Annotated in this window: 22 protein-coding genes and 2 pseudogenes; 17 read left to right on the top strand and 7 right to left on the bottom strand. The window is 72.2% G+C overall.

The window, feature by feature from the left end:
- Positions 1-175: 175 nt before the first annotated feature.
- Both tuf and E1293_RS04405 read left to right on the top strand, forming a co-directional pair.
- Positions 176-1,357, top strand: coding sequence for an elongation factor Tu (tuf, locus tag E1293_RS04410; protein ID WP_132194054.1), 1,182 nt, complete (start codon positions 176-178; stop codon positions 1,355-1,357).
- Between the two features lie 164 nt (positions 1,358-1,521).
- Positions 1,522-2,403, top strand: a complete 882-nt coding sequence (locus tag E1293_RS04405) for an endonuclease/exonuclease/phosphatase family protein (protein ID WP_132194052.1) — start codon at positions 1,522-1,524, stop codon at positions 2,401-2,403.
- Positions 2,404-2,407: 4 nt separating this feature from the next.
- On the opposite strand, the gene E1293_RS04400 is transcribed toward E1293_RS04405, so the two are convergent.
- From E1293_RS04400 to E1293_RS04395, 3 genes are all read right to left on the bottom strand, one after another.
- Entirely contained in the window at positions 2,408-3,973 is a 1,566-nt protein-coding gene (locus E1293_RS04400; RefSeq protein WP_132194050.1) for a long-chain-fatty-acid--CoA ligase, read from the bottom strand.
- A gap of 86 nt (positions 3,974-4,059) precedes the next feature.
- Positions 4,060-4,230: a hypothetical protein gene (locus E1293_RS47270; RefSeq protein WP_165978070.1), complete on the bottom strand. Its 171-nt coding sequence runs from the start codon at positions 4,228-4,230 to the stop codon at positions 4,060-4,062.
- A gap of 51 nt (positions 4,231-4,281) precedes the next feature.
- Positions 4,282-4,953 carry a hypothetical protein gene (locus tag E1293_RS04395; RefSeq protein WP_132194048.1) on the bottom strand — a complete coding sequence of 224 codons (672 nt, stop codon included), beginning with the start codon at positions 4,951-4,953 and terminating at the stop codon, positions 4,282-4,284.
- Positions 4,954-5,091: 138 nt separating this feature from the next.
- Between E1293_RS04395 and E1293_RS04390 the strand changes: the two genes are divergently transcribed.
- Both E1293_RS04390 and E1293_RS04385 read left to right on the top strand, forming a co-directional pair.
- A complete protein-coding gene (locus E1293_RS04390) occupies positions 5,092-5,805 on the top strand; it encodes a response regulator transcription factor (protein ID WP_279472931.1) in 714 nt (237 codons plus the stop codon).
- Positions 5,805-6,920: a sensor histidine kinase gene (locus E1293_RS04385; protein WP_132194046.1), complete on the top strand. Its 1,116-nt coding sequence runs from the start codon at positions 5,805-5,807 to the stop codon at positions 6,918-6,920. Before E1293_RS04390 ends, E1293_RS04385 begins: the two co-directional genes overlap by 1 nt.
- Positions 6,921-6,928: 8 nt before the next feature.
- Here the strand turns inward: E1293_RS04385 and E1293_RS04380 are convergent, their stop codons facing one another.
- Positions 6,929-7,282, bottom strand: a complete 354-nt coding sequence (locus tag E1293_RS04380) for a hypothetical protein (RefSeq protein WP_132194044.1) — start codon at positions 7,280-7,282, stop codon at positions 6,929-6,931.
- A gap of 210 nt (positions 7,283-7,492) precedes the next feature.
- On the opposite strand from E1293_RS04380, the gene E1293_RS04375 reads away from it, so the two are divergent.
- The 3 genes and pseudogenes from E1293_RS04375 to mptB all read left to right on the top strand — a co-directional run.
- Positions 7,493-7,828: an STAS domain-containing protein gene (locus E1293_RS04375; RefSeq protein ID WP_132194042.1), complete on the top strand. Its 336-nt coding sequence runs from the start codon at positions 7,493-7,495 to the stop codon at positions 7,826-7,828.
- A gap of 144 nt (positions 7,829-7,972) precedes the next feature.
- Positions 7,973-8,704: a glycosyltransferase family 2 protein gene (locus E1293_RS04370; RefSeq protein WP_132194040.1), complete on the top strand. Its 732-nt coding sequence runs from the start codon at positions 7,973-7,975 to the stop codon at positions 8,702-8,704.
- Positions 8,701-9,522: pseudogene (gene mptB, locus E1293_RS50960) on the top strand (polyprenol phosphomannose-dependent alpha 1,6 mannosyltransferase MptB); the annotation flags it as partial. The gene E1293_RS04370 and the pseudogene mptB, both read left to right, overlap by 4 nt.
- A gap of 541 nt (positions 9,523-10,063) precedes the next feature.
- On the opposite strand, the gene E1293_RS49250 reads toward mptB, so the two are convergent.
- Positions 10,064-12,295, bottom strand: coding sequence for a hypothetical protein (locus E1293_RS49250; RefSeq protein ID WP_243716014.1), 2,232 nt, complete (start codon positions 12,293-12,295; stop codon positions 10,064-10,066).
- A 53-nt stretch (positions 12,296-12,348) separates the two neighbouring features.
- On the opposite strand from E1293_RS49250, the gene E1293_RS04355 reads away from it, so the two are divergent.
- The 9 genes from E1293_RS04355 (at position 12,349) to E1293_RS04315 (ending at position 22,419) form a co-directional block, all read left to right on the top strand.
- Positions 12,349-13,680 (top strand): glycosyltransferase 87 family protein, encoded by a 1,332-nt coding sequence (locus E1293_RS04355; RefSeq protein WP_243716013.1) that lies wholly within the window; start codon positions 12,349-12,351, stop codon positions 13,678-13,680.
- On the top strand, positions 13,680-14,144 hold the full coding sequence (locus tag E1293_RS04350) for a DUF4446 family protein (RefSeq protein ID WP_132194124.1): 465 nt from the start codon (positions 13,680-13,682) through the stop codon (positions 14,142-14,144). Before E1293_RS04355 ends, E1293_RS04350 begins: the two co-directional genes overlap by 1 nt.
- 110 nt (positions 14,145-14,254) lie before the next feature.
- The gene (gene pheA, locus E1293_RS04345) at positions 14,255-15,193 is read left to right on the top strand and encodes a prephenate dehydratase (protein ID WP_132194036.1); all 939 of its coding nucleotides are present in this window, start codon (positions 14,255-14,257) and stop codon (positions 15,191-15,193) included.
- 65 nt (positions 15,194-15,258) lie between these two features.
- A complete protein-coding gene (locus tag E1293_RS04340; protein ID WP_132194034.1) occupies positions 15,259-15,981 on the top strand; it encodes a DsbA family oxidoreductase in 723 nt (240 codons plus the stop codon).
- Between the two features lie 94 nt (positions 15,982-16,075).
- Entirely contained in the window at positions 16,076-17,671 is a 1,596-nt protein-coding gene (locus E1293_RS04335) for a hypothetical protein (protein WP_132194032.1), read from the top strand.
- Between the two features lie 73 nt (positions 17,672-17,744).
- Positions 17,745-19,346 (top strand): hypothetical protein, encoded by a 1,602-nt coding sequence (locus E1293_RS04330; protein WP_132194030.1) that lies wholly within the window; start codon positions 17,745-17,747, stop codon positions 19,344-19,346.
- A gap of 14 nt (positions 19,347-19,360) precedes the next feature.
- Positions 19,361-20,167, top strand: coding sequence for a class I SAM-dependent methyltransferase (locus E1293_RS04325; protein WP_207938663.1), 807 nt, complete (start codon positions 19,361-19,363; stop codon positions 20,165-20,167).
- Between the two features lie 52 nt (positions 20,168-20,219).
- The gene (gene serS / locus E1293_RS04320) at positions 20,220-21,479 is read left to right on the top strand and encodes a serine--tRNA ligase (protein ID WP_132194028.1); all 1,260 of its coding nucleotides are present in this window, start codon (positions 20,220-20,222) and stop codon (positions 21,477-21,479) included.
- A gap of 130 nt (positions 21,480-21,609) precedes the next feature.
- Positions 21,610-22,419: a Cof-type HAD-IIB family hydrolase gene (locus E1293_RS04315; RefSeq protein ID WP_132194026.1), complete on the top strand. Its 810-nt coding sequence runs from the start codon at positions 21,610-21,612 to the stop codon at positions 22,417-22,419.
- A 47-nt stretch (positions 22,420-22,466) separates the two neighbouring features.
- Here the strand turns inward: E1293_RS04315 and E1293_RS04310 are convergent, their stop codons facing one another.
- Together E1293_RS04310 and E1293_RS04305 are read right to left on the bottom strand one after the other, a co-directional pair.
- Positions 22,467-23,009, bottom strand: a complete 543-nt coding sequence (locus E1293_RS04310) for a bacterial proteasome activator family protein (RefSeq protein WP_132194024.1) — start codon at positions 23,007-23,009, stop codon at positions 22,467-22,469.
- 13 nt (positions 23,010-23,022) lie between these two features.
- Positions 23,023-23,979: an NAD(P)H-quinone oxidoreductase gene (locus tag E1293_RS04305; RefSeq protein WP_132194022.1), complete on the bottom strand. Its 957-nt coding sequence runs from the start codon at positions 23,977-23,979 to the stop codon at positions 23,023-23,025.
- Between the two features lie 157 nt (positions 23,980-24,136).
- Here E1293_RS04305 and E1293_RS04300 point away from each other — a divergent pair.
- Positions 24,137-24,464, top strand: a pseudogene (locus E1293_RS04300) (hypothetical protein); the annotation flags it as partial.

The raw sequence follows: 24,464 nt of genomic DNA, 5'->3' as shown, positions 1-24,464 counted from the left end.
TCGCAGGCTTCAGCCTGCTGAGCGCGGTGCCGGCTGCCTTCTCGGCAGTGGCAGCGAACGCAGCCGCCACCGGCGGCCTGCGAAGCTGACCCCTCTCCGTCCCTTCCGGAGAACCAGCGGAGGGGGGTGGACCAGCGCATGGTTCTCACCGGATCCACCAGTGAGGACAAGGCCGATGGCCAAGCAGCTCTACGAGCGCGACAAGCCCCACCTCAACATCGGGACGATGGGGCACGTCGACCACGGCAAGACGACGCTGACCGCGGCGATCACGAAGGTGCTCGCCGACCGCGGGCTGGCGTCCCCGGTGCCGTTCGAGCGGATCGACCGCGCCCCCGAGGAGCGCGACCGCGGCATCACGATCAACGTCGCGCACGTCCAGTACGCGACCGCGACCAGGCACTACGCCCACGTCGACATGCCCGGCCATGCCGACTACGTGAAGAACATGATCTCGGGTGCCGCGCAGGTGGACGGGGCCGTTCTCGTCGTGTCGGCGCAGGACGGGGCCATGCCGCAGACGCGCGAGCACATCGTGCTGGCGCGGCAGGTCGGCGTCGGGCACATCGTGGTCGCGCTGAACAAGGCCGACATGGTCGAGGACACCGAGCTCCTCGACCTCGTCGAGCTGGAGGTCAGGGACCTGCTCACCGAGTACGGGTTCCCGGGGGAGGAGGTGCCGATCGTGCGGGTGTCCGGCCTGCGGGCGCTGGAGGGCGACCCGTACTGGACGGCCCGGATCGCCGACCTGCTCGACGCGATCGACGGGTACGTGCCCGTCCCGCGGCGGGTGCTCGACAGGCCGTTCCTGATGCCGGTCGAGAGCGTGCTCACGATCACCGGGCGCGGGACGGTCGTGACCGGGGTCGTGGCGCAGGGCGCGGTCCGGCTCGGGGACGCCGTGGAGGTCGTCGGGCTCGGCGACACGTTCGGCTCCGTCGCGACGGGGCTGGAGACGTTCGGGCAGTCGATGGACCACGCGGAGGCCGGTGACAACACGGCCATGCTGCTGCGCGGCGTCAAGCGGGACCAGGTGCGGCGCGGCCAGGTGGTGAGCGCGCCGGGCGCGATCCGGCCGCATCTGCGGTTCCGGGCGCGGGTCCGGGTGCTGACCGCCGACGAGGGCGGCCGGAGCAGGCCGTTCTTCCATGGGTACCGGCCGCAGTTCCACTTCCGGACGACGGACGTGGTCGGCGGCATCGACCTCGGTGAGGGCGGCATGGCGCTGCCGGGCGACTCCGTCGAGATGGCGGTCGAGCTCGGCAAGCCGGTCGCGATGACCGAGGGCCTCGGCTTCGCCATACGCGAGGGCGGGCGCACGGTCGGCGCCGGGACGGTCACGGCGCTGCTCGACTAGGTCCCGGGCGGGCCCGGCGGAATCATCCGCCGGGTCCGCTCCGCCTTGTCCGGGTAAATTCTTCTGCGCTGGGTGACCGTGTGGTCGTGAACCGCTGGCGAATGCGATCTTGATGTGGTGGGATTCCGGCATCACCCCGCAGATACCCCCAATCTGGAGAATGTGTGCGATCCCCCCGCGCCCTGATTCCCCTCCTCTCGGTCTGTGCGGCCGCCGCGGTCGTCGCCGCCGCGGCCACCGGTGCCAGCATCGAGGGCCTTCCCGGCGGCGGAGGCCCCGCCCACGCCGACGGTGCGGACGCCCCCCGCCCCGCCGCCGTGACGATCAACGCGATGAGCTGGAACGTGTGCGGCGGCCCCGGCTGCCCGTCCGGCGCCGCCCCCGCCGAGCTCGCGAAGGAGATCGTCCAGCGGATGGGCGCGACCGAGGTCGGCGGACGGACGGTCAGCACCGACGCCGTCCTCCTCCAGGAGGTCTGCGAGGGCCAGGTGCGCACCTTCAAGAAGACGCTCGGCCGGTGGAGCTGGGCGTTCGCCCCGTCTCCGGGCGGCGCGGCGTGCTCCCACGGGCAGGGCCGCGTGGGCGTCGCCATCGGCACCGACGCGCCGCTCGTCCAGCACGAGCAGACCAAGCTCCCCGCACCCGCCGGCCGGACGCGGATCGCCCTGTGCGGCGAGGTCCCGTCGTGGGCGACCCGCGTGTGCGTCACGCAGCTCAGCACGTCCGAGGACGCCGCGTGGCGCCGCAAGGAGGCCGGCGCGCTCACGACCCTCGCCGGCACCGGCCGCGTCCTCGTCGGCGGTGACCTCGCCGACCGCCCGGAGAGCGCGGCGCTCGACCCGCTCTACAAGGCCTACGCGGAATGCGACCAGACCGGCTCGTCCAGGACGGGCGCGAAGACGCGGCAGAGCTGGCAGGGCACCGCGATCGGCAAGACCGACTACCTGTTCATCACCAGGTCGGCGTCCGTCTCCTGCAGCGTCCCCACCGCCCGCACCAAGACCTCGGACCACCGCCCCCTTTCCGCGGTGGTCCGGTACCGGTAGCCGGCTAGACCGCTCTGTCCTTGCCCTGCCAGTAGGGGGCGCGGAGGTCGCGCTTGAGGATCTTGCCGGTGGGGTTCCGGGGGATTTCGGTGCGGCGTTCCACTGACGTGGGGCACTTGAAGTGGGCGAGGCGGTCGCGGCAGTAGTCGATGATGTCCTGGTCGGTGATGGCGTCTGACGCCACGACGATGGCCTTCGGGGTCTCGCCCCACTTCTCGTCCGGGACGCCGATGACGGCGCAGTCGGCGACGTCCGGGTGGCTCATCAGGACGTTCTCGACCTCGGCGGGGTAGATGTTCTCGCCGCCGGAGATGATCATGTCTTTGACGCGGTCGTGGATGAAGAGGTAGCCGTCCTCGTCGAGGTAGCCGGCGTCGCCCGTGCGGAACCAGTTGTCCTCCGACAGGGCGGTCGCCGTCGCCTCGGGCATGCCCCAGTAGCCCTTCATGTTCTGCGGCGTCCGGCAGAGGATCTCGCCGACCTGGCCCGCCGGGACCTCCTCCTGCGTGGCCGGATCGACGATCTTGAGTGTCGTGGTGGCGTTCGCGAGGCCGGCGCTGCGCAGCCGACGGGTGTTCGGTCCGTCGGGGTCGTGGTCGGCGGCGGGCAGCATCGTGATCGCGCCGGTGACCTCCGTCAGGCCGTACACCTGCATGAACTCGGTGCCCGGCAGCATCGCCATGGCACCGCGCAGGACGTCCTCGCTGATCGGGGACGCGCCGTACAGCAGCAGCTTGAGGCTGGACAGGTCGCAGGCGCCGACCTCCGGGATCAGCTGCATGAACTGCAGCAGCACCGGGACGAGGAAGATGTGCGTGACGCGGTGCCGCTCGATGCCCCGCGCGATGGCGGTCGGGTCGGGCTCGCGCGTGATGACGCCGGTCAGGCCGTTGTAGATGGTGGAGACGGTGAGTACGTTGCCGGCCACGTGGTACATCGGCATCGCGATCATCAGGACGGACGACTCCTCGATGTCCCAGACGTCGTTGGTGACCGCCAGGGCGGCGAGGAAGTTGTCGTGCGTCAGCATCACGCCCTTGGGCAGGCCCGTGGTGCCGGACGAGTAGAGCTGGACGAACACGTCCGCGGTGTCGACCGCGTAGGCGGGCGGGGTGGCGGGGGCCGCGTCGATCCAGGCGGCATAGTCCTGGCGGGCGCCGTCCTGGGCGCCGTCGGCGCCGTCGATGACGACGGTGCGGGTGGTGTGTTCGAGCTTGCCGGCGATCGCGTCCAGGACGGGGACGAACTCGGGGCCGACGACGAAGACCTTCGCCTGCGCGTTGTTGACGATGTAGGCGACCTCGTCGGGCGCGAGCCGGTAGTTCACCGGGACCTGCGCGGCACCGATCCGGGCGGCGCCGAAGAGCAGCTCGGCGTATTCGAGGGAGTTCTTGTCGAGGATCGCGACCCGGTCGCCGGGCCCTACCCCGGCGGCGGCGAGGGCCGCGCCGACCCGGTCGGCGCGGCGGTCGAAGTCGCCGTAGGAGATCTCTCTGTCGCCCGCGATGAACGCGACGCGGTCGGGATTCGCCAGCGCGCGCTCGCGCAGCACTTCGTCAAGACCTGGCACGATGGGCCCCTTCGCCGATGACCGCCTGGTTGTTCCGGCATCATGCGGTCACCGGCGACATCGCGGCAAGGGAATCGGCCGCTTGGCTAGTGGCTTTTCGACATCTTGGACACGGCGGTCACGGCGAGTACCACCACGACGGCGACGAGTCCGATGAAGAAGAAGAACTTCAGCATCGCGAAGATCGCGCCGACGATGGTGAACAGCAGCCAGACCGCGAGGATCACGCCGAGGACGGTCAGAATCGTCTTACCCATGACCCCACCGTATGCGTTCGTCCCGCGGCGGTCATCAGCCTCGGGGACGACCTAGAACCCGCCGTTCGGCGGAGGGGCACCCTGAGGGCCTCCCAGGGGCGGACCCTGACCCGGCCCGGACGGCGGCTGGTAGGGGCCTGGCGGCTGGCCCGGGTAGGGCGGCTGGCCGGCGTACGGAGGCTGGCCAGGGTACGGGGGCTGGCCCGGGGCAGGGAACTGGCCGGGACCGGGCTGGTAGGGCTGACCGTACCCGGCGCCGCCCGGCGGGGGGAACGCCGCGCCGCCCGGCTGCCGGGGCGCGAGACTGCTCGTGACCATCAGGACCCGCAGCCCGGCGATGGCGCCGGCGGCGAGCGGCGCCAGCAGGTCCTGCCAGGCGAAGTGCGGCTTCACCACCTCGGTGAGGAAGCGGCCGCCGGGAATCCCGCCATGGGTCAGCGTGTAGAGGAGCACGCCGAGGCGGGTGCCGACGTACAGGGCGACGAACCCGGAGATCACCGCGACGATCGGGGCGGCCGGGCCGCGCGGCCGGGTCAGCATGAGGCCGATCGCGGTGAAGAAGCCGACGGCCAGGCACTCCAGGGCGTAGAAGAAGGCCGTTCCGTAACCCAGCACGAACGTGGCGAACGTCCAGACCGCCCCGACGGCCGTGGCCACCGCGCCGCCGAACAGGATGAGCATGATGACCCCGCCGGCGGAGGTCGCGGTACGTGTTTGTGCCATCGTGCCATTAAAGCGACGATCGTCCGGTTGCGCAGGCCGACCGGGGCGATGCGCCGCGCCCGGTTCTCACCGCGCCCGGTTCTTACGAGGTGATGACGGACGCGGTGCCCACGGCGTCCGCGCCGTAGCGTGAGGGGGGTGAACTCCGTGACGCATGCCGGCCGCGTCCTGGTGGTCGACGACGATCCGACGGTGGCCGAGGTCGTCGCCCGCTACCTGGCCCGCGACGGGCACGACGTCGTGTGCGTCGCGGACGGCCGGACCGCCCTCCGCGCGGCCCGCGACCGTCCGCCGGACCTCGTCGTCCTGGACCTGATGCTGCCCGGGATGGACGGCCTGGAGGTGTGCCGGCGGCTCCGCGAGACCTCGACCGTCCCGATCGTGATGCTGACGGCGCTCGGCGCGGAGACCGACCGGCTCGTCGGGCTGGAGACCGGCGCCGACGACTACGTGACCAAGCCGTTCAGCCCGCGCGAGCTGGCGCTGCGCGTCCGGTCGGTGCTGCGCCGGGCGCGCGGGGCGCTGGTTCCGACGGGCCCGTCCGGGCCGCTGCGGGACGGCGGCCTGGTCGTGGACGTCAGCGCGCACGAGGCCGGGCTGGACGGCGACCGGCTCGCGCTCACGTCCCGGGAGTTCGACCTCCTGGCGTTCCTGCTGCGCCATCCCCGGCAGGCGTTCACCCGCGACGAGCTGCTCGAACGCGTCTGGGATTGGACGTTCGGCGACTCCTCCACGGTGACCGTGCACGTCCGGCGGCTGCGCGAGAAGATCGAGGACGACCCGACCGCGCCGCGCCGGATCGTCACCGTGTGGGGCGTCGGATACCGCTACGAGCCCGCCGGGAACGACTGATGATCCCCTTCGAGGACCTGCTCTGGGTCGTCTTCTACGCGGCGCTGGCCGCGCTCGTCGTCGCGGGCGCGGCCCTCGCCGTCCTGCACGGGCTGCGCGGGCGCTCGGTCGGCACGCAGCTGATCGTCGTCGGGGCGGCGACGGTGCTGGCGACGATCTCCGGCATCCTCGTGATCTCGTATCTGATGCTGCTGAACGACCATGACCGGTCCGTCGTGCTCGCCGTGGTGACGTCCGCCGGGCTGGTCGCGATGGCGGTGTCGGTGCTGCTCGGCCGCCGCCTGGCGGCCGCGAACCGGACGCTCGTGGAGGCCGTCCGGGCGGACGAGTTCCGCCGCCCGGCCGCGCACCTCCCGGCCGAGCTGGCGGAGCTGTCGCGCGAGCTGGAGGCCGCCTATGACCGGCTGGCCGCGTCCCACGAGCGCGAGCAGGCCCTCGAAACGAGCCGCCGCGAGCTGGTCGCCTGGGTGAGCCACGACCTGCGCACCCCGCTGGCCGGGCTCCGCGCGATGGCCGAGGCGCTGGAGGACGAGGTCGTCGCCGACGAGGAGACGATCCACCGCTACCACGGCCGCATCCGCGTCGAGGTGGAGCGGCTGACGGAGATGGTGGACGACCTGTTCGAGCTGTCCCGCATCCATGCGGGGGCGCTGCGGCTGTCCCGGCAGCGCGTCGGCCTCGCGGACCTGGTCGAGGAGGCGGTCGCGGGCGCCGAGGCCCTGGCCCGCGCCAAGGGCGTCCGGCTGCGCGGCGACGTCCGGGAGGGGCTGCCCGTCCAGGTGGACGCGGGCGAGCTGGGCCGCGCGCTGCGCAACCTCGTGGTGAACGCGATCCGGCACACGCCGGGCGACGGCTCGGTCGAGATCATCGGCGAGGTCCGCGGCGGCGAGGCGCGGGTGACGGTGGCGGACGCGTGCGGCGGCATCCCCGAGGGCGACCTGCCGCGGGTGTTCGACGTGGCGTTCCGCGGTGAGGCGGCCCGCACCCCGGGCGGCGGCGCCGGCCTCGGCCTCGCCATCGCCCGCGGCATCGTGGAGGCCCACGCCGGCCGGATCGGCGTCGCCAACGACGGCCCCGGCTGCCGCTTCGAGGTCCGCTTGCCCCTCATGGCCTGACCCGGCGGTCAGGGGTCGATGGCCTCGCTGATGGCGCGGTAGGTGGGGCAGGGCCAGCGGGACATGCAGGCGCGGCAGCGGCGGATGGGGCGGTCGGGGTCGCTGGTGATGCCGCCGGCCTCCTGCGGGCGGTGCAGGTCGATGAGGCGGAGGCCGAGGTCGGCGAAGGCGATGACCTCTTCCCGGGCGCCGGTGAGGAAGGCGAGGTCCTCGCGGGAGAGGCGCGTCCTGATGGGGACGAAGCCGTTCTTGTTCACCAGGCGGGACAGGACCTGGGTGGACGTCCGCCACGAGCTGGACTTCGCGGAGCGCGCCCGGATCGTCTCCAGCCGCTCACGCAGTCGGCCATGCCGCTGTTGCACCTGCTCAGCCTCTCCTACTCCGGCCCTCCATGCGGGGTGAACTCGCGAGATCGGCGGGCCGCCGCCGGCCCGAGATCACGACATTACGGTGCGTAGTTCTCAAAGCGTACGGGACTGGCAAGGCGGCGACACGCCCCGGAAACACCCAGGGCGCAGGGGACTTGGCGAACCGCCTGGCCCCCGGGCCGTTCGCGAGATAGTGTGCCGCACGTGGAGCTAAACGTCTCGACCGCGTCTCAGGGAGGTCACGCCGTCGTCACGGCGACGGGTGAGCTCGACCTGTACACCGCGCCCAGGCTGCAGGCGGCCCTCGCGGGCCTGCTGCGCGACCAGGCCGACCACATCGTGGTCGACCTGAGCGGCGTCGAGTTCTGCGACTCGACGGGCATGAACGTGCTGCTTGCGGCCATGAAGCGCCTCAAGGAGCAGGGCGGCTCGCTGGAGCTCGCCGCCCCGCGCCCGGCCGTGAAGCGGATCCTGCAGGTCACCGGGCTCGACACCGTGTTCACCGTGACGGAGGCCGCACCGGTCCTCGACGCAGGCTGAACCGATCAGGCGACCGACCTCGCGCCCGGTCGGTGACCCGCGGGTGAACCCCGGGGGTCGCCGCCCGGTCGCGGGGGCAACCGGCACCGGTCGTTCCCGGCGCCATGCGGCATCGCACACCCGTCCCCGACTACGATCGCGGATATGCAGGACGTAGCGGTATGCATCCCGGCCAAGGACGAAGCCGACCGCATCGCGGCCACCGTCAAGGCCGCCCAAGACCTTCCCGGCACCGACCTCGTCGTGGTCGTCGACGACGGCTCGTCCGACGGCACCGGCCGCGTGGCGCGCGGCGCCGGGGCCCGGGTCGTGCGGCACAGCCGCAACCGGGGCAAGGGCGCCGCGATGGAGAGCGCCGCCGAGGCCGTCCGGCTGCTGGACGAGGGCCGCGACCAGCCCCGCCACCTGCTGTTCCTCGACGCCGACCTGGCCGAGACCGCGAGCGGGGCCGCGCCGCTCGTCGAGCCGGTCCGGTCCGGTGACGCCGACATGACGATCGCCGTGTTCAGCACGACGGTGAAGCTCGGCGGGCACGGGTTCGTGGTCCGGCTGTCCCGGGAGGGCATCCGCCGCGCCACCGGCTGGGAGGCGACCGCCCCGCTCAACGGGCAGCGCTGCCTGACCCGCGCCGCGTTCGACGCCGCGCTGCCGCTCGCCGCCGGATTCGGCGTGGAGACCGCGCTCACCATCGACCTGATCCGGCAGAACTTCCGGGTCGCGGAGGTGGAGGTCCCGCTGGCGCACCGCGCCACCGGCACCGACTGGCGCGCCCAGATGCACCGCGCCCGGCAGTTCCGCGACGTGGCCAGAGCGCTGGCCGTGCGCGAACCGGCGGTCGCCCGGAACCTGGACCGCGTGCGCGGCAGCCGCCCGTGACCCGTCTCGGGACGGGCGGGCTCTGCGGAATCGGGGTCGGCACCGCGTGTTTCGCCGTCACCGCCCTGCTGGGCCCGTCGGTGTTCGAGCCCGCCCTGGAGGGGCCGCGCGCCGAACCGCCCTACGCGCTGGACGTCCACCCGTCGCCGTACCTGGTCATCGGCCTCGTCGTCGCGGGCATCATCGCGAGCGCGCTCGGCCTCGGGCTCTGCCTCGCCGCCGTCCGCAAGGGCTGGCGCGTGCGGGCCCTGCCGCTGGTGGTCGCGGGGCTGCTGGCGGCGGTCGCGTTCATGTTCATGCCGCCGGTCGGGTCCACCGACCACCTTAACTACGCCTCCTACGGGCGGATGGCGGCGACCGGCCACGACCCGTACAGGACGAGCGCCGACGACCTGCCGAAGGACCCCGTCGCCGGGGCGCCCGAGGAATGGCGGAAGACGCCGTCGGTGTACGGGCCGATCGCGACGGGCGGGCAGGCGTTCGCCGCGTGGATCGGCAGCGGGTCGGTGCGGCTGACCGTGTTCGTCCTGTCGGTGCTGAACACGCTCGCGTTCGCGGTGACGTCGCTGATCCTCTACCGGACGTCCAAGAGCGAGAAGCGGCGGCTCCGCACGGCGCTGCTGTGGACGTGCAACCCCCTCGTGCTGTTCCACCTGATCGCGGGGGCCCACAACGACGTCCTCGCGATCGCGCCGATGGTGGCCGCGCTGGCCGTCGCCGGCGGGCGGGCGGGCTGGCTGCGCGGCCTCGCCGCGGGCGCCCTCGCCGGCGTCGGGACGGCGATCAAGCTGCCGGCCGGCCTCGTCGCCGGCGGCCCCGCCTGGGCGCTCCTCCACCGGGCGTGGACGGAGCGCAGCCCGCGTCCCATCGCCGGCCTGCTCGCGCTGGTGGCCGGCGGCGTGGGCGTCACCGCCCTGTCCTACGTGCTGGCGGGCCCGCACGCGCTCGACCAGGTCCGCGAGGCCAGCGACATGGTGTCGTTCGCGACCCCCTGGCACCTGGTCGACGAGGCACTCGGCCGCGGGTCGCAGCGCAACATCATCAAGCTGGGCTCGATGCTGCTCGGCCTGGTCGTGTTCCTGCTGCTCTTCCGGGCCCTGCCCAAGGCGGAGGCACCGGAGACGCAGTCGCCGGAGATGGAGAACCGCCGCGTCGCGGCGGCGCTCGTCCTCGCGTGGCTCCTCGCCGCCCCCTACGCGCTGCCCTGGTACGACGGGTTCGGCTGGGCGCTGCTGGCGCTGCTCCCCTGGACGCGGATCGACTGGATCCTGCTCGCCCACACCACCGCGCTCAGCCTCGCCTACCTGCCGGCCCGCGCGCCCGCCCGCATCCGGCTCCCGGACGACCTGGAGTGGCTGTTCACCGTCGTTCGGCCGACGGTGATTCCGTGGACGCTGCTGGCGATCCTGACGGCGCTGGTCGCGGCGTGTCTGCGTTCCGCAGATCGATCTCCAGCGACCGGAGCCCCGCGGCGAGCATCAGCGGGGTCGCCAGGCTGAGCGCCACCGACAGGATCACCACGCCGGAGTCGTTCACCAGCGTGCCGATGACGCCGACCGTCAGCGCGCAGATCACGGCCGGGCGCATCGTCATGCTGTGCTCGTAGGCGCCCTGCAGCAGCGACACCCGCCACCGTGTGGGCCGCGCCAGGACGAAGAACAGGAACACGACGGCGGCGGCGAGCGCCCACGTGTACGCCCAGTACCCGAGGCTGTTCACCATCGCGTTGAACTTGCGGACGATGATGCCCCAGGCGTCCCCGTCCATGAGGTCCTGCCAGAACCGGCCGAGGTGCGTCGGGTTGGCGCTCTGCGCGTTCACGTAGGAGATGACCAGCACGATGACGACGCCGGCCGCGAAGAACAGGGCGAGCTTCAGCGCCGACACGCGCTGCCCGGCGACCATCAGGCCGAGCATCGCGAACGCCGGGACGATCGCGAGCACGCCGCCGAAGTCGCTGCCGAACGCGGGGAGCCCGTCCACCGCGACCGTGAACGCCCCGATCACCGCGACGACCCCGACCGCGATCGCCTTGCGCTCCTTGCGCAGCGGGTACTCCGCCAGCCACGCCGCGGTGAGGATCGCGGCGACGGCGAACAGCGAGAACGCCTGGTTGCCGAAGCCGTAGAACCGTCCGGCGACCAGGGCGGTGTAGCCCATCAGCGTGTTGAGCTGCAGGGACGACCCGGTCATCACGTCCAGCGCGAGGACCAGCGCGGTCACCCCGGTGATCACCAGCCCGGGGACGACGATGGAGCGGCGCCACGGCCCGGCGAGCGCCACCCCGGTCAGCAGCCCGGCGAAGCCGAGCACCGTGCAGATCAGCACGGGCGTCGGGTGGTCGGCCCGCCACCACGGCAGCAGCCCGGCGAGGAACGACGCGCCCGGCGCCGCCCCGCCCAGCAGCGCGATCACCCGGGTGCCGCCGAGGATCCGCGCCCGCGAGCGGCGGTCGCCGCCGAGGCGCCGCAGCGCGATCACCGCGATCCCGTACAGGACGAGCTGCGTCGCGAACAGCACCCAGTAGAACGACGTCTGGACGGCCCGGATCGCCTGCGCCGCGACGTCCTCGTCCATGAGGGTGTCGATCCGGTCGTGCGCGGACTTCGCCGACGGCTGCGACTTCCACGCCGACCCGACGGCCTGCTTCGGCTGCTTCAGCCCGAGCAGCTTCATCGTGGTGGCGGTGAGGTCGGTCAGCGTGACCAGGCCGTCCTGCCGGGTGGCGCTGGAGGTCATGTAGCCGGGCCCGTACCCGTCGCCCTTGGCGACGGCGACCCGGAGGTGCGGGTTCACGCCGGTGTCGGAGAGCCCCGCGACCAGGACGCCGGTGCCCTCGGGGAGCCCGGCGACGACCTGGCCGACCCGGCGGTCGGCGGCGGCCGCGGCGGCGGCGCGCTTGTCGTCCGACAGCGGGACCTGGTCGCCGTGCGGGTCGACGCCGGCGTCGATGTAGGCGCGGAACAGGTCGTCGACGTCGACGGCGGCGAGCGTGGAGCCCGCCCAGTCGGCCGCCGTGACCTTGTCGGGGGACTCGACGTACCGGTCGACCCGGCCGCCGCCGTCGCCGGCGCCGAACACCGCGCCGGGCCCGACCGCCATCGTGCGGCCGCCCGCGCGGTGGACCTCGTCGCCGAGCAGCCCGATCTGCGCGTGGTAGTTGGTGCCCGCGTTGTCGGTCTTGATCGCCGGCCAGCCGGCGGCGATCGCGCCGCCCTTCGGCGGCGCCCCGGTGGGGGAGTCCGCGCCGGGCAGGATCGGCGCGGACGGCAGCGCGCAGTCGCCGTGCGGCAGCCGGGACCGCTGCCCGGCCGACAGCGTCAGCCAGCCGTCCGTCGGGCACGTGTTGACCCGGGTCGTGCGGACGCTGAGGCCCGCGGCGGAGCCCTGCGACGTCAGCCCCCACAGCGCCGGGGTGCCGTCCCGGGTGATGTCGCTCCACATCAGCCCCGGCACCCCGATGATCACGACGCGCCCGGTGGGCGCCGCCGCCGGGGTCGCGGCCTCCGCCGGGGACGGCGCGAGAACGGCGGTCAGCACCGTGACGAGGGTCGCGAGGAACATGGCGATCTTCGTTCCCCGGGGCGTCATGGCGTTCAGGCTACAAGAGCCGCACCATGGGGCAGGGGCCATATCCTGCGGCTGTGGACGGTCTCATGGCGCAAGAAGCCGGCGAAGCCCGTGCCGAGGCCGTGTCCGGCACCCCTCGGCGGGGCCCCCTCGACTACCTGATCATCCTGGCCGGGGTCGCGGTCGCCGTGGCGGCGGCGGCCCCGATCGTGACCCGGTGGCTCGGCAACCAGCCCGACCAGCGGCTCGTCGACCTGGAGGTCTACCGCGAGGGCGGGCTGGCCGTCCTGCGCGGCGCGCCGCTGTACGACTTCCTCACCCAGCCGCCGCAGCTGCTGCCGTTCACCTATCCGCCGATCGCCGCCGCGCTGGCCGTCCCGTTCACGCTGCTGCCCTGGCGCGCGGCGCAGTGGGCGTGGACGGGGCTGATCTACGTCTCGCTGGCGATCGTCGTCTGGTACGCCTTCCGCGACCTCATCCGCCGGACGGGACGCTGGGCGCCGCTCACCGCCGGCGTCCTGGTCGCGGCGACGGCCTGGCTCGACCCCGTCCGCGACCAGGTCAGATTCGGGCAGGTCGGGCTGTTCCTGCTCGCCATGTGCCTGGCCGACTGCTGCGCCCGCACCCCCCGCTGGCCGCGCGGCATGCTCGTCGGCCTCGCCCTCGCCGTCAAGCTGGTGCCGGGCGTCTTCCTCATCTACTTCCTGATCACCGGGCGGCGGGAGGCGTTCGGCAACGCGCTGCTCACCGCCGTCGTCGCCACGCTCGGCGGGTTCGCGCTGCTGCCGTCCGACTCGTCCGGCTACTGGTTCGGCGCGCTGCTGGAGGGCGGCGACCGGACGGGCGCGGTCGACGGCACCACCAACCAGGCGATCCAGGGCATCGTCGCCCGGATCATCGACGAGGGGCCGGCCCGGACGCTGGTGTGGCTCGTCCTCGCCGCGGCCGTCGCCTGGTTCGGCTTCACGTGGGCCCGCCGCGCCACCCTCGCCGCCGACGCCGCGACCGGGACCGCCTCGTCCAGCCTGCTCCTCGCGGGCGTCGCGATCGTCGGGCTGCTGTCGGTCGTCCTGTCCCCGGTGGGGTGGATCCACCACCTTGTGTGGATGATCGCGGTCTTCGGTGCTTTGGCCGGTGATGGCCGGGACACGCGAAGATGTCTTTTCGCGTTCGGCCTCTGGCTGCTGTTCCTGTTCCCGATCCCGTGGTGGGCGCGGGCGCTGATCGGCCCGGATCACTCCGTGGCCGAGGTTTTCGCGGGCGGCGTGCTCCGCGACGCGTTCGGGATCGCCGCCCTCGGCTCGATCCTCCTGCTCGGGACGTGGCTCGTGAAACGGCTCGATCCGGTCACCGAGCGCGAAGATCCTTCGCAACGGCAGGTCGGGATGGGTACGCTCGGCGCGTGATGCTTGTCGCGGTGGCCGTCGCGGGTGTGGTCGCCGGTGTCGCGGGGCTGTCCATCGCGGTGGTCGCGCACAACCGGGTGAACCAGGTCGTCGACGAGTGCGGGGAAATGCTCAGGCGCCAGCTCCAGGTAGCGAGCGGCTCGGGGGCGATGGACGAACGCGCGCTGCGCGATCTCGCCATCGTCCACTACGACGCCCTCAAGGAGATGTCCGGGCACCGGTCCTTCTCCCTCGCCCTGATCAACGCGGTCGGGGACGGGGTCGTCGTCAGCTCCATCAACGGGCGGACCGAGACGCGGACCTATGCCAAGGCCGTCCAGGCCGGGCACGCCGTCGAGACGCTCTCCCCCGAGGAGAACCAGGTCCTGCGGGCGGCCCGGCTCGGCAAGGGCCCCGTCATCTCGATGGACGACCCGCTGCCCGACTTCGGCAGCAGCGAGCGCACCCCCACCGCACGGGCTTGACCGCGCCCCGCGCTTGACGGTGCGACGCACGCCTTACGCTGCCGGGAAGTAAACTCGGCTACCTCAAGGCGCCTTGCGCACACCTGAACCAGACGCACCCGGGGGACTTCGTGACCGCAGACGACAGGACAGCGCGCTACGCCTACCTGGGTCCGCAGGGCACGTTCACCGAGGCCGCGCTCCTCACCCTGCCGGGCGCGGCCGGCGCCGAGCACATCCCGTACGCGACCGTCCCGGCCGTCCTCGACGCCCTCCGCCGCGAAGAGGCCGACACCGCCGTCGTCGCCTTGGAGAACTCCGTCGAGGGCTCGGTCCCGACCACGCTGGACGAACTGGCCACCGGCGAGCCGCTCCAGATCGTCGGCGAGATCCACCTGCCGGTCTCGTTCGCGCTGCTCGTCCGCCCCGGCACGGGCATCGACGACATCAAGACCGTCGCGTCCCACCCGATCGCGCAGCCGCAGTGCCGCCGCTGGCTGCTGGAGAACGTCCCGGACGCCGAGTGGCGGGCCGCCACGTCCAACGCCGAGGCCGCGCAGCACGTCGCCGACGGCCACTACGACGCCGCCCTCGCCGGCTCGTTCGCGGCCTCCCGCTACGGGCTGGCCGTCCTCGCCGAGGACATCCACGACGTCGCCGACGCCGTCACCCGCTTCGTCGTCCTGCACCGCCCCTGCACGCCGCCCGCCCCCACCGGCATGGACAAGACGACCGTCGTCGCGTTCATCGGCGAGGACCACCCGGGCGCCCTCCTGGAGATCCTCACCGAGTTCTCCGTCCGCGGCATCAACCTGACGCTGATCCAGTCCCGCCCCACCGGCGCCGGGCTCGGCTCCTACCTCTTCTGGATGGACTTCGAGGGCCACGTCGCCGACTCCCGCGTGGCCGAGGCCCTGATGGGACTGCGCCGCGTCTGCTCCGACGTCCGCTTCGTCGGCTCCTACACGCGCGCCGACCAGGCCCGTCCCGAGATCCGCCGCGGCACCCACGACAACGACTTCACCGAGGCCGCCGCCTGGGTGCGGGCCATCCGCAACGGCCACGCCTGAGCACCGGAAATCATTCGCGGCGGACGCTTGTTGCACGGTGGACCGTCCCCGAGAGAGGTGTCCCCGTGCGTGTTGAGATCTGGTCCGACGTCGTCTGCCCCTGGTGCTATGTCGGCAAGCGGCATTTCGAGCAGGCGCTGGACGGGTTCGCGCACCGCGACCGGGTCGAAGTCGTCCACCGCGCGTTCCAGCTCGACCCGTCCTTCCCGCCCGGCGAGACCGTCGACGTGGCCGACATGCTGGCGGAGAAGTACGGCAGGTCGCGCGAGCAGGCGGTCGAGATGAACCGGCAGATGGAGGAGCGCGCCGCCGCGGCGGGCCTGGAGTACCACCTGGAGGGCGGCCGCGCGGGCAACACCGCCGACGCGCACCGGCTGATCCACCTCGCGGGCCTGCGCGGCGTCCAGGACGCGGTCGTGGAGGCCCTCTTCAAAGCCCACTTCACCGACCGGCGCTCGGTGTTCGACCACGACTCCCTGGTGGACGTCGTGGCGGAGGCGGGCCTGGACGCGGCCGAGGCGCGCGGCGTCCTGGCGTCCGGGGAGTTCGCCGACCAGGTGAAGACCGAGCAGCAGGCGGCGCAGGACATCGGCGCCACCGGCGTCCCCTTCTTCGTGATCGACCGCCGCTACGGCGTCTCGGGCGCGCAGCCCACCGAGACGTTCACGCAGGTCCTAGACCAGGTGTGGGCGGACGCCCACCCGGCCCCCACCATGGTCGGCGACACCGGCGCCACCTGCACGGACGACACCTGCGCGCCTCCCGAGAAGGGCTCCGCACCCGCGTAACCCAACCGTGACCGTCCACCGAGCCGGGCCGGTCAACCGTTAATGGATCTTGGGCGTCATCTCCACACCAGTAATTAGTGGAGAGGTCCCCCCTTTGCGCCGCTCTTCAGCCCTGCTCGCCACCGCCGCCCTCACGGCCGGCCTCCTGACCGTCCCCGCCACCGCCCACGCCGACGTCACCGAACTCAGGCTGACCAAGAGTTTCGACCGGCTCGACCCGGAGCGGGTTCTCACCCTCACGGTCACGGCCAAGTCGGCAAGCGGCGTGACGGACGTCCGGGCGAACCTCCGGTATGCGGGCGCCCAGCCAGAGTTGTACGCGACGCTGACGTTCGAGCGCGTTGCCGGGACGGCCAACGACGGCACCTGGCAGGCGCGGTTTCACCCGGACATAGACAAGCGCCCGGGCAGGAGCGGAATCGAGCTGCTGGTCACGTCCGCGGACGGCGCCACGGTGACCGGGAACTCGGGCTTCCTCGACTGCTACGAGACGTCCGTCACCGACGTCACGACCGGCCCGGACGGCATCGACGCCGACCATCCCGAAGTGGACCTCCACGGCAGGGTCATGGTGCAGAAATCGCGCGACGTCGCGCCCGCGCCCGTGCCGGGCACCGTCGTCGAAGGCGGCGCCCAGAAGGTGACGACCGGGGCGGATGGATCGTTCGGCGTCACCCTGAACGCCTTCAACCCCTTGTACGTCAGGGTTCCCGCGCAGTCCCCGCGCTGCGACACGGGCGCGTACGGCAAGACTCCCGCGATCGACAAGCAGGCGACGGAGACGTCCGCGCGGCTGACGACACCGCAGCCCGTCGCGATCGGAACCAAGGCGTCCGTGCAGGGCACGGTGCTCCGCCACGGGGCTGCGGGCCTCGTCGCGGCCGCAGGCGTCACGGTCGAGGGATACCTCGACCACGGCAAGCCCGAGCAGAAGCTCGTGGCACGAGGGTGGACGAGCACGGACGGCACGTTCACGCTGGAGCCGACGGTTCAGAAGTCGGGTCCGCTGACCGTGGTGGCCGCGGACACGGCGTTCCTGACGGGCAGCCAGGCGCCGGCGGGCACGCTGGACGCCCGGCAGCCCGTGCAGATCACCAACGGCAACGCCCGCCCGGAGCCGGGACGCTACGGTGACGCGCTCGACGTCGTCGGGCGGCTTGTCAGCGGCGGGAACGGCCTGGCCGGCGTGCCGATGGTCATGGAGTTCTCCACGGACCGCACGACGTGGAAGAAGATGGCGACCGCCAACACCTACTCCGATGGGTCGTTCTACCTCACGACCTACGACTCGAAGAAGGACGGGTACTGGCGCGCCCGCTACGCGGGCAGCGCCGAGTACATGCCGGCCGTGAGCGGTACCGACTACATCGACATCAAGTACCGGACGCAGTGGTACAACTTCAACGCTTCGCCCGAGCCCGTGAAAAAGGGCGGGACCATCACGGTCAAGGGGCAGCTCTACCGGTTCCGGGCCGAGGCCGGTCCGGGGCCGCACGCGCCGGTGTTCGTCTACTTCAAGAAGGCGGGCACGACGACCTACAAGCAGGTCGCCACCGCGACGACCGACTCCAACGGCTGGTTCAAGAAGACCTTCAAGGCGTCCGGGGACGGCACCTGGATGGCGGTCTACACGGAGACCACCGGCTACCTGAAGTCCACATCCCAGGGCGACTACGTCGACGTCCGCTAACTGTCGTTTTCTGATGTACCTGCCAATGGAGGTTCCGGTGCGCCGGTTGCTCGCTTTACTCACGGTTCTCGCCGTGACGTTCTCGCTCGCCGCGGTTCCCGCGGACGCGGCGGTTCCGCCGCGGATTCGTGCCGTCCGGGTCCTGACGCCCGGCGCCACGACGAAGATCGAAGTGGCGGCCTACGCCGCCACCGACATCACCAAGGTGCGCGCCGTCGTGTACGCGTACTCGCACGGCTCCCCGCAGACGCTCAGCGTCGACGACTTCGAGCTGGTCGAGGGGACGGCGGTGGACGGGGTGTGGCGGACGAAGTCCGCCGTCACCGTCGAGCAGGGCCGCTGGATGATGGACGTCGAGCTGACCACCGCCGACGAGACCAAGCTGTGGCCCCAGCGCGCCACCATCGACAACGGCCTCGACACGGTGATCGACGGCTTCGCGGTCAACCCGGACATCGTCGACGTCGACAACCCCGACGTCACGTTCAGCGGACGGCTGATGAGCCGCACCGCCGACGGTGACCTGGCACCGGTGCAGGGCGCCACGCTGCGCCTGTACGGCGCGAGCGGGTCGACTCCCACGGCGGTGACCGGAGCGGACGGCCGGGTGCAGGGGACCGCGAAGTTCCTCTGGTCGGGGAACGCCAAGCTCAGCTACGGCGGCGATTTCCTGCACCGGCCCAGCAGCAGCGCGGAGCTTCCGGTCCTGAAGCGGCGGCTCCAGACCCGGGTCACGCTGAGCATGCCCGACCGCCTCATCGTGGGCGACCAGGTCACCGTCAGCGGGCGGCTCGAACGGGAGGACCGGAACGGCGTGTGGGCTCCGGTGGCCGGCAAGCGGCTCGTCCTCCAGTTCGACCCGGCGACGGGCGGCGACTGGCGGACGGTCGCGACCCCGTTGACCGATGCCAGCGGCGCCTACAGCACGCAGGTGACCGTCACCGAGAACGGCGCGTGGTCGGTGCAGTTCGCGAACGACCCGTCCGGTCAGCCCGACGACTACCGTTCCTATGGGTCGTCCGAGGCGCACACCAGCGTCCGGATGGTCGCCTACCGGACGTCCATCACCGGGGGCAACGCGGGACCCGAGCCGGTCGGCAGAGGCAACCTCGTCACCGGGTACGGGCGCGTGATGAACAAGCTGGCGGACGGCCGATGGGTGGGCGCCCCGGCGAACGCGACCGTGCAGCTGCAGTTCTCCACCGATCGCAAGAAGTGGAGCGCCAAGGGTCTCGTGAACGTCGACGGCGACGGCACTTTCAACGTCCAGGGACGCGCGGACCGGGACGGGTACTGGCGGCTGGTCGTCCCGCGGGGCGACTACGCCGAGCCGTCCGTCAGCGGCACCGACTACATCGACGTCAGGTACCGCACCAAGATCCTTGACTTCAACGCGGCGCCCGAGCCGGTGAAGAAGGGGGGCACCGTCACCGTGATGGGGTCGCTCTACCGGGAGACCGACAAGTGGAAGACCTACGCCTCGAAGACGATCAAGTTCTACTTCCTGCCCAAGGGCTCGTCCACCTGGACTTACCTGGGCTCGCAGAAGACCGACGGGCTCGGTCGCTTCCGCAAGGGCTTCAAGGCGTCCAAGGACGGCACCTGGCGTGCGTACAGCGGCGCCGCGACCAGCTACATCAAGACGTATCGGGACGACTACGTGGACGTCCGCTGACGTAGGCTGCGGGGGTGGCCGAGGAGTTCGATCTTTACGAGCGGGAGTTGTGGGCCGGGCGGGCCCCCGCGTACGAGCGGGGGTTCGCCCATGTCACGCGGTACATGGTCGGTCCGCTGCTGGACGCGGCCGGGGTGACGGACGGGACGCGGTTCCTGGACGTCGGGACCGGCCCCGGGTTCGTGTCGCGGGCGGCGGTCGAGCGCGGCGCGCGGGTGTCGGCGCTGGACGCCGAGCCCGGCATGGCGGAGACGGCGCGGCGGAACGTCCCCGGGCTGGACGTGCGGGTCGCCGTCCTGCCGGAGGTCCCGTTCGAGGACGGGACGTTCGACGCGGTCGCCGGCAACTTCGTCATCAACCACGTGGGCGACCCGGCGGCGGCGATCGGCGCGCTGCGGCGCGTCCTGCGCGGCGGCGGGCGGCTGGCGCTGACCTGCTGGGTGATGCCGGGCAGCGGGGCGCTCGCGATCGTCAGGGAGGCGATCCTGGCGGCCGGGGTGCCGTGGCCGGACGACATCCCCGAGCCGCCCTTCCTGGAGCACGGCGAGCCGGCGGCGTTCCGGCGGCTGGTCGCGGCGGCGGGGCTCACCGAGGTGGCGGTCGAGGAGGTCACCTGGGAGCACGTCACCGACGCAGAGCACTGGTGGGAGACGGGCGCGCTGTCAGGGGTCGGCACGAACGGCGTCATCGTCGGACGGCAGGACGCGGCGACCGTCGCCCGCATCAAGGCCGAGTACGACAAGATCATCGCTGGGTATGCGGTCGCCGACGGGAAGGTCGCGCTGCCCGCGCACGCGCTGCTGGCCGGCGGAGTCCGGTAGAAGCGGCGATACTCGCGCGCGCAGCGGGGTCCGGGCCGGTAGCCTCGGGTCTGTGATTGACCTGCGAGCTCTTCGAGAGGATCCCGAGCGGCTGCGCGCCTCGCAGCACGCCCGCGGTGAGGATGACGCCGTCGTCGGCAAGCTGATCGACCTGGACGGGAGGCGCCGGTCGGCGCTCACGTCGTTCGAGCGGCTGCGCGCGGAGCAGAAGAGTTTCGGCAAGTCGGTGTCCAAGGCGCAGGGCGACGAGCGGCAGGCGCTGCTGGCCCGCGCCAAGGAGCTGGCGCAGCAGGTGAAGGAGCGCGAGGCCGAGGCCGACCGGCTCGGCGAGGAGCTGGACGCGCTGCTGAAGGGCGTCCCGAACCTGATCGAGGACGGTGCCCCGCCCGGCGGCGAGCAGGACTTCGTCGTCCTGGAGCACGTCGGCGAGCCGACCGCGTTCGGCTTCGAGCCGAAGGACCACCTGGAGCTGGGCGAGAGCCTCGGCGCCATCGACATGGAGCGCGGCGCGAAGGTGTCGGGCGCGCGGTTCTACTACCTGACGGGCGTGGGCGCGCGGCTGCAGTACGCGCTGCTGAACCTCGCCATGGAGCAGGCCGTCGCGAGCGGATTCGTCCCGATGTACCCGCCGGTCCTGGTGAAGCCGGAGGCGATGGAGGGCACCGGGTTCCTCGGCGCGCACGCCGCCGAGGTGTACCAGCTCCCGCAGGACGAGCTGTACCTGGTCGGGACGTCGGAGGTCCCGCTCGCCGCGTACCACATGAACGAGATCATCGACGAGCTGCCGCGGCGGTACGTGGCGTGGTCGTCGTGCTTCCGCCGGGAGGCCGGCTCGTACGGCAAGGACACGCGCGGCATCATCCGCGTCCACCAGTTCGACAAGGTGGAGATGTTCTCCTACTGCGACCCGGCCGACTCGCACGCCGAGCACCTGCGGCTGCTGGAGTGGGAGAAGGAGATGCTCGCGAAGGTCGAGCTCCCGTACCGGGTGATCGACGTGGCGGCGGGCGACCTCGGCTCCAGCGCGGCCCGCAAGTACGACTGCGAGGCGTGGGTGCCGACGCAGAACACCTACCGCGAGGTCACCTCGACGTCGAACTGCACCGAGTTCCAGGCGCGGCGCCTGTCGGTGCGGCACCGCGACGCGGACGGCAAGAACCAGCCGGTCGCGACGCTCAACGGGACGCTGGCGACGACCCGCTGGATGGTCGCGATCCTGGAGAACCACCAGCAGGCCGACGGTTCGGTGCGCGTCCCTGAGGCGCTGCAGAAGTTCCTGGGGCAGGACGTCCTGGAGCCCGTCAAGCGATGACCTTCTCGTACAAGGGCCCGTCCTGTCCTAGGACGGGCCCTTGCCGTTGAAGGGCGTTCAGTCCAGGGGCCCCGGTCGGACGGTGTGCGCGGCTGGCCTAGGGTTTGTCTCATCTGCCCTGGAAGGTGACATGTCCAAGTCTTCGCCGCGCGTGATCGCCACCGACCTCGACGGGACGATCGTGCGCTCCGACGGAACGATCTCCGCCCGGACCGTCGCCGCCCTCGCCCGGGTCGAGCGCGCCGGGGCGATGCTCGTCATGGTCACCGGCCGGCCGCCGCGCTGGATGACGGAGATCGCCGCGGCCGTCGGCCACCGCGGCGTCGCGATCTGCGCGAACGGCGCCGTCCTGTACGACCTGCACACCGAGGACGTCCTGCACGCCAGCGAGATCCCGCCGGACGTGATCGCCGAGGCGATCGGGCGGCTGCGCGGCATCTCCCCGGAGCTGCGGTTCTCGGTGGAGTACCCCGAGGGGTTCGTGTTCGAGGCCAGCTACGACGTCGGCCGGTGGGACGCGAACGCGGCGGCGCTCGGCGGACGTCCCGTCGACGCGGCCGAACTCGTCAGCCGCGGCGGCACCAAGCTGCTCGCCTTCCACCCGGACGCCGACCCCGACACGCTCTCCGAGAAGGCGATCCAGGCCGTGGGCGACCTCGTGACCGTCACGCATTCGTCCAAGGCGGCGCTGCTGGAGATGAGCGCGCTGGGCGTCACGAAGGCGAGCGCGCTGGCGACGCTCTGCACCGAGCACGGCATCGCGTCCGACCACGTCACCGCCTTCGGCGACATGCCCAACGACCTGCCGATGCTGACCTGGGCGGGCATCTCGTACGGGGTCGCGAACGCGCATCCGCTGGTGCTCGCGGCCGTGACGCACAAGACGTCCCGCAACGACGACGACGGCGTGGCCGAGGTCCTGGAACGCCTCTTCCCGTGACAACGGCCGCACCCCCGGGTGGCGGGTGCGGCCGGTCCGGGGCGTCGTTACAGGTAGGGGCCGGACGAGCGCGGGCCGGAGCTCTGCTCCTCGTCCGCGCCGGGCGGCATCATCCCGGCGGGCAGGGCGCGGCGCATCTGCTCAAGCTGCGCGCGGGCCGCCATCTGCTGGGCGAACAGCGTCGTCTGGATGCCATGGAACAGGCCCTCCAGCCAGCCGACGAGCTGCGCCTGCGCGATCCGCAGCTCCGCCTCGCTCGGCACCGTGCCCTCGGTGAACGGCAGCGACAGCCGCTCCAGCTCCTCGACCAGCTCGGGCGCCAGGCCGTCCTCGAGTTCCTTGACGGACGACTTGTGGATCTCCCGCAGCCTGGCCCGGCTCGCCTCGTCCAGCGGGGCGGCCTTGACCTCGTCCAGCAGCTGCCGGATCATCCCGCCGATCCGCATCACCTTCGCCGGCTGCTCGACCATCTCGGTCACCGACTTGCCCTCGGACTCGCCCTCACCGCCGCCCTCGACGGCCATGCCGTTCGGGCCGAGCACGAGCACCTGAGGTTCCTGTTCGGACTGGTTCTTCGAAGGCTCGCTCATAATTCCCCCATACTCACACGGTCAGCAGGATCTTGCCGACGTGACCGCTTTCTTCGAGCAACTCGTGCGCGCGCGACGCGTCCGCCATGGGGATCCGCCGGTCCACCACGGGCCGGACGTCCCCCGACTCCAGCAGCGGCCACACGTGCTCCCGGACGCCCGCCACGATCTCCGCCTTCTCCGCCAGCGGACGGCTCCGCAGCGCCGTCGCGTGCACCCGCGCCCGCTTGCGCAGCATCGTGCCGAGGTCCAGCTCCGCCTTCGCGCCGCCCTGGAGCCCGATCACCATCAGCCGCCCGCCGGTCGCGAGCGCGTCGACGTTCCGCTCCAGGTACTTGGCGCCGATCAGGTCGAGGATCACGTCGTAGGGGCCGCTCTCCACGAAGTCTTCCTCGCGGTAGTCGACGGCCACGTCCGCGCCCAGCTCGCGGCATCTCCCGGCCTTCTCCGGGCTCCCGACCGTCGTCACCACACGCGCGCCGCGGGCCTTGGCGAGCTGGATGGCGAACGTCCCGATGCCGCTGCCGCCGCCGTGTACCAGGAGCGTCTCGCCCTCGCGCAGGCCCGCCAGCATGAACACGTTCGAGTACACCGTGCAGGCGACCTCGGGCAGGCCGGCCGCGTCCACGACGTCCACGCCGCGCGGCACCGGAAGCACCTGCCCGGCGGGCACCGCCACCCGCTCGGCGTAGCCGCCGCCCGCGAGCAGCGCGCACACCTCGTCCCCGGCGGCGAGGCCGGAGACGTCCGTGCCTAGCTCCGCGACCCGCCCGGACACCTCCAGGCCCGGATACAGGGGAGCGCCGTCCGGCGGCGGATAGAAGCCCTTGCGCTGCATCACGTCCGCGCGGTTGACGGCGCTCGCCGCCACGTCGATCAGCACCTCATCCGGCCGCGCCACGGGGTCCGGCACCTTCGTCCACTCCAGGACGGCGGGGTCCCCCGGCTCGCGAATCACGATCGCCTGCATACCGGCCACGCTACCGGCCGCGTCCCAGTACAACATCGCGGCAACGTCGATCTCCGTGGGGGATACATGGTATTGGCGCACCGGTACCCTGACGGGGGGCCATTTTGCCCACCATCAGCGTGTTGATCATCAGAGGCGTGCCCGAGGGGGAAGAACGGTGGCGAGGAACGAGCACGACGGGCGCTCGCTGGAGGAGCGGCTGGCCTCTCTGGACGCGATGAGCGGCGAAACGACGCCTCCGGAAGGCGAGCAGCCCGCCCAGCAGGCGCCCGCGGAGCAGGAGAACGCGCCGCCTCCGGCCGAGCAGACCGACCCGAACAACAGCCCCTGGCTGGCTGCGCCGCCCGCCTTCCAGGGGCCACCGGAGAGCTTCGGCCCCCCGCAGCCCCCGCCCTACGAGGGCGCCCCGATGCCGCAGCCCTTCGACGGCGGGATGCTGCCGCCGCCGTACGCGGCCGGCTACCAGGGCTACGAGGTGCCGCAGC

The organism is Actinomadura darangshiensis (genome assembly GCF_004349235.1).
Classification (GTDB): domain Bacteria; phylum Actinomycetota; class Actinomycetes; order Streptosporangiales; family Streptosporangiaceae; genus Spirillospora; species Spirillospora darangshiensis.
Note: the sequence above shows the minus strand (reverse complement) of the source record. Positions and strands in the feature narration are given on the sequence as shown.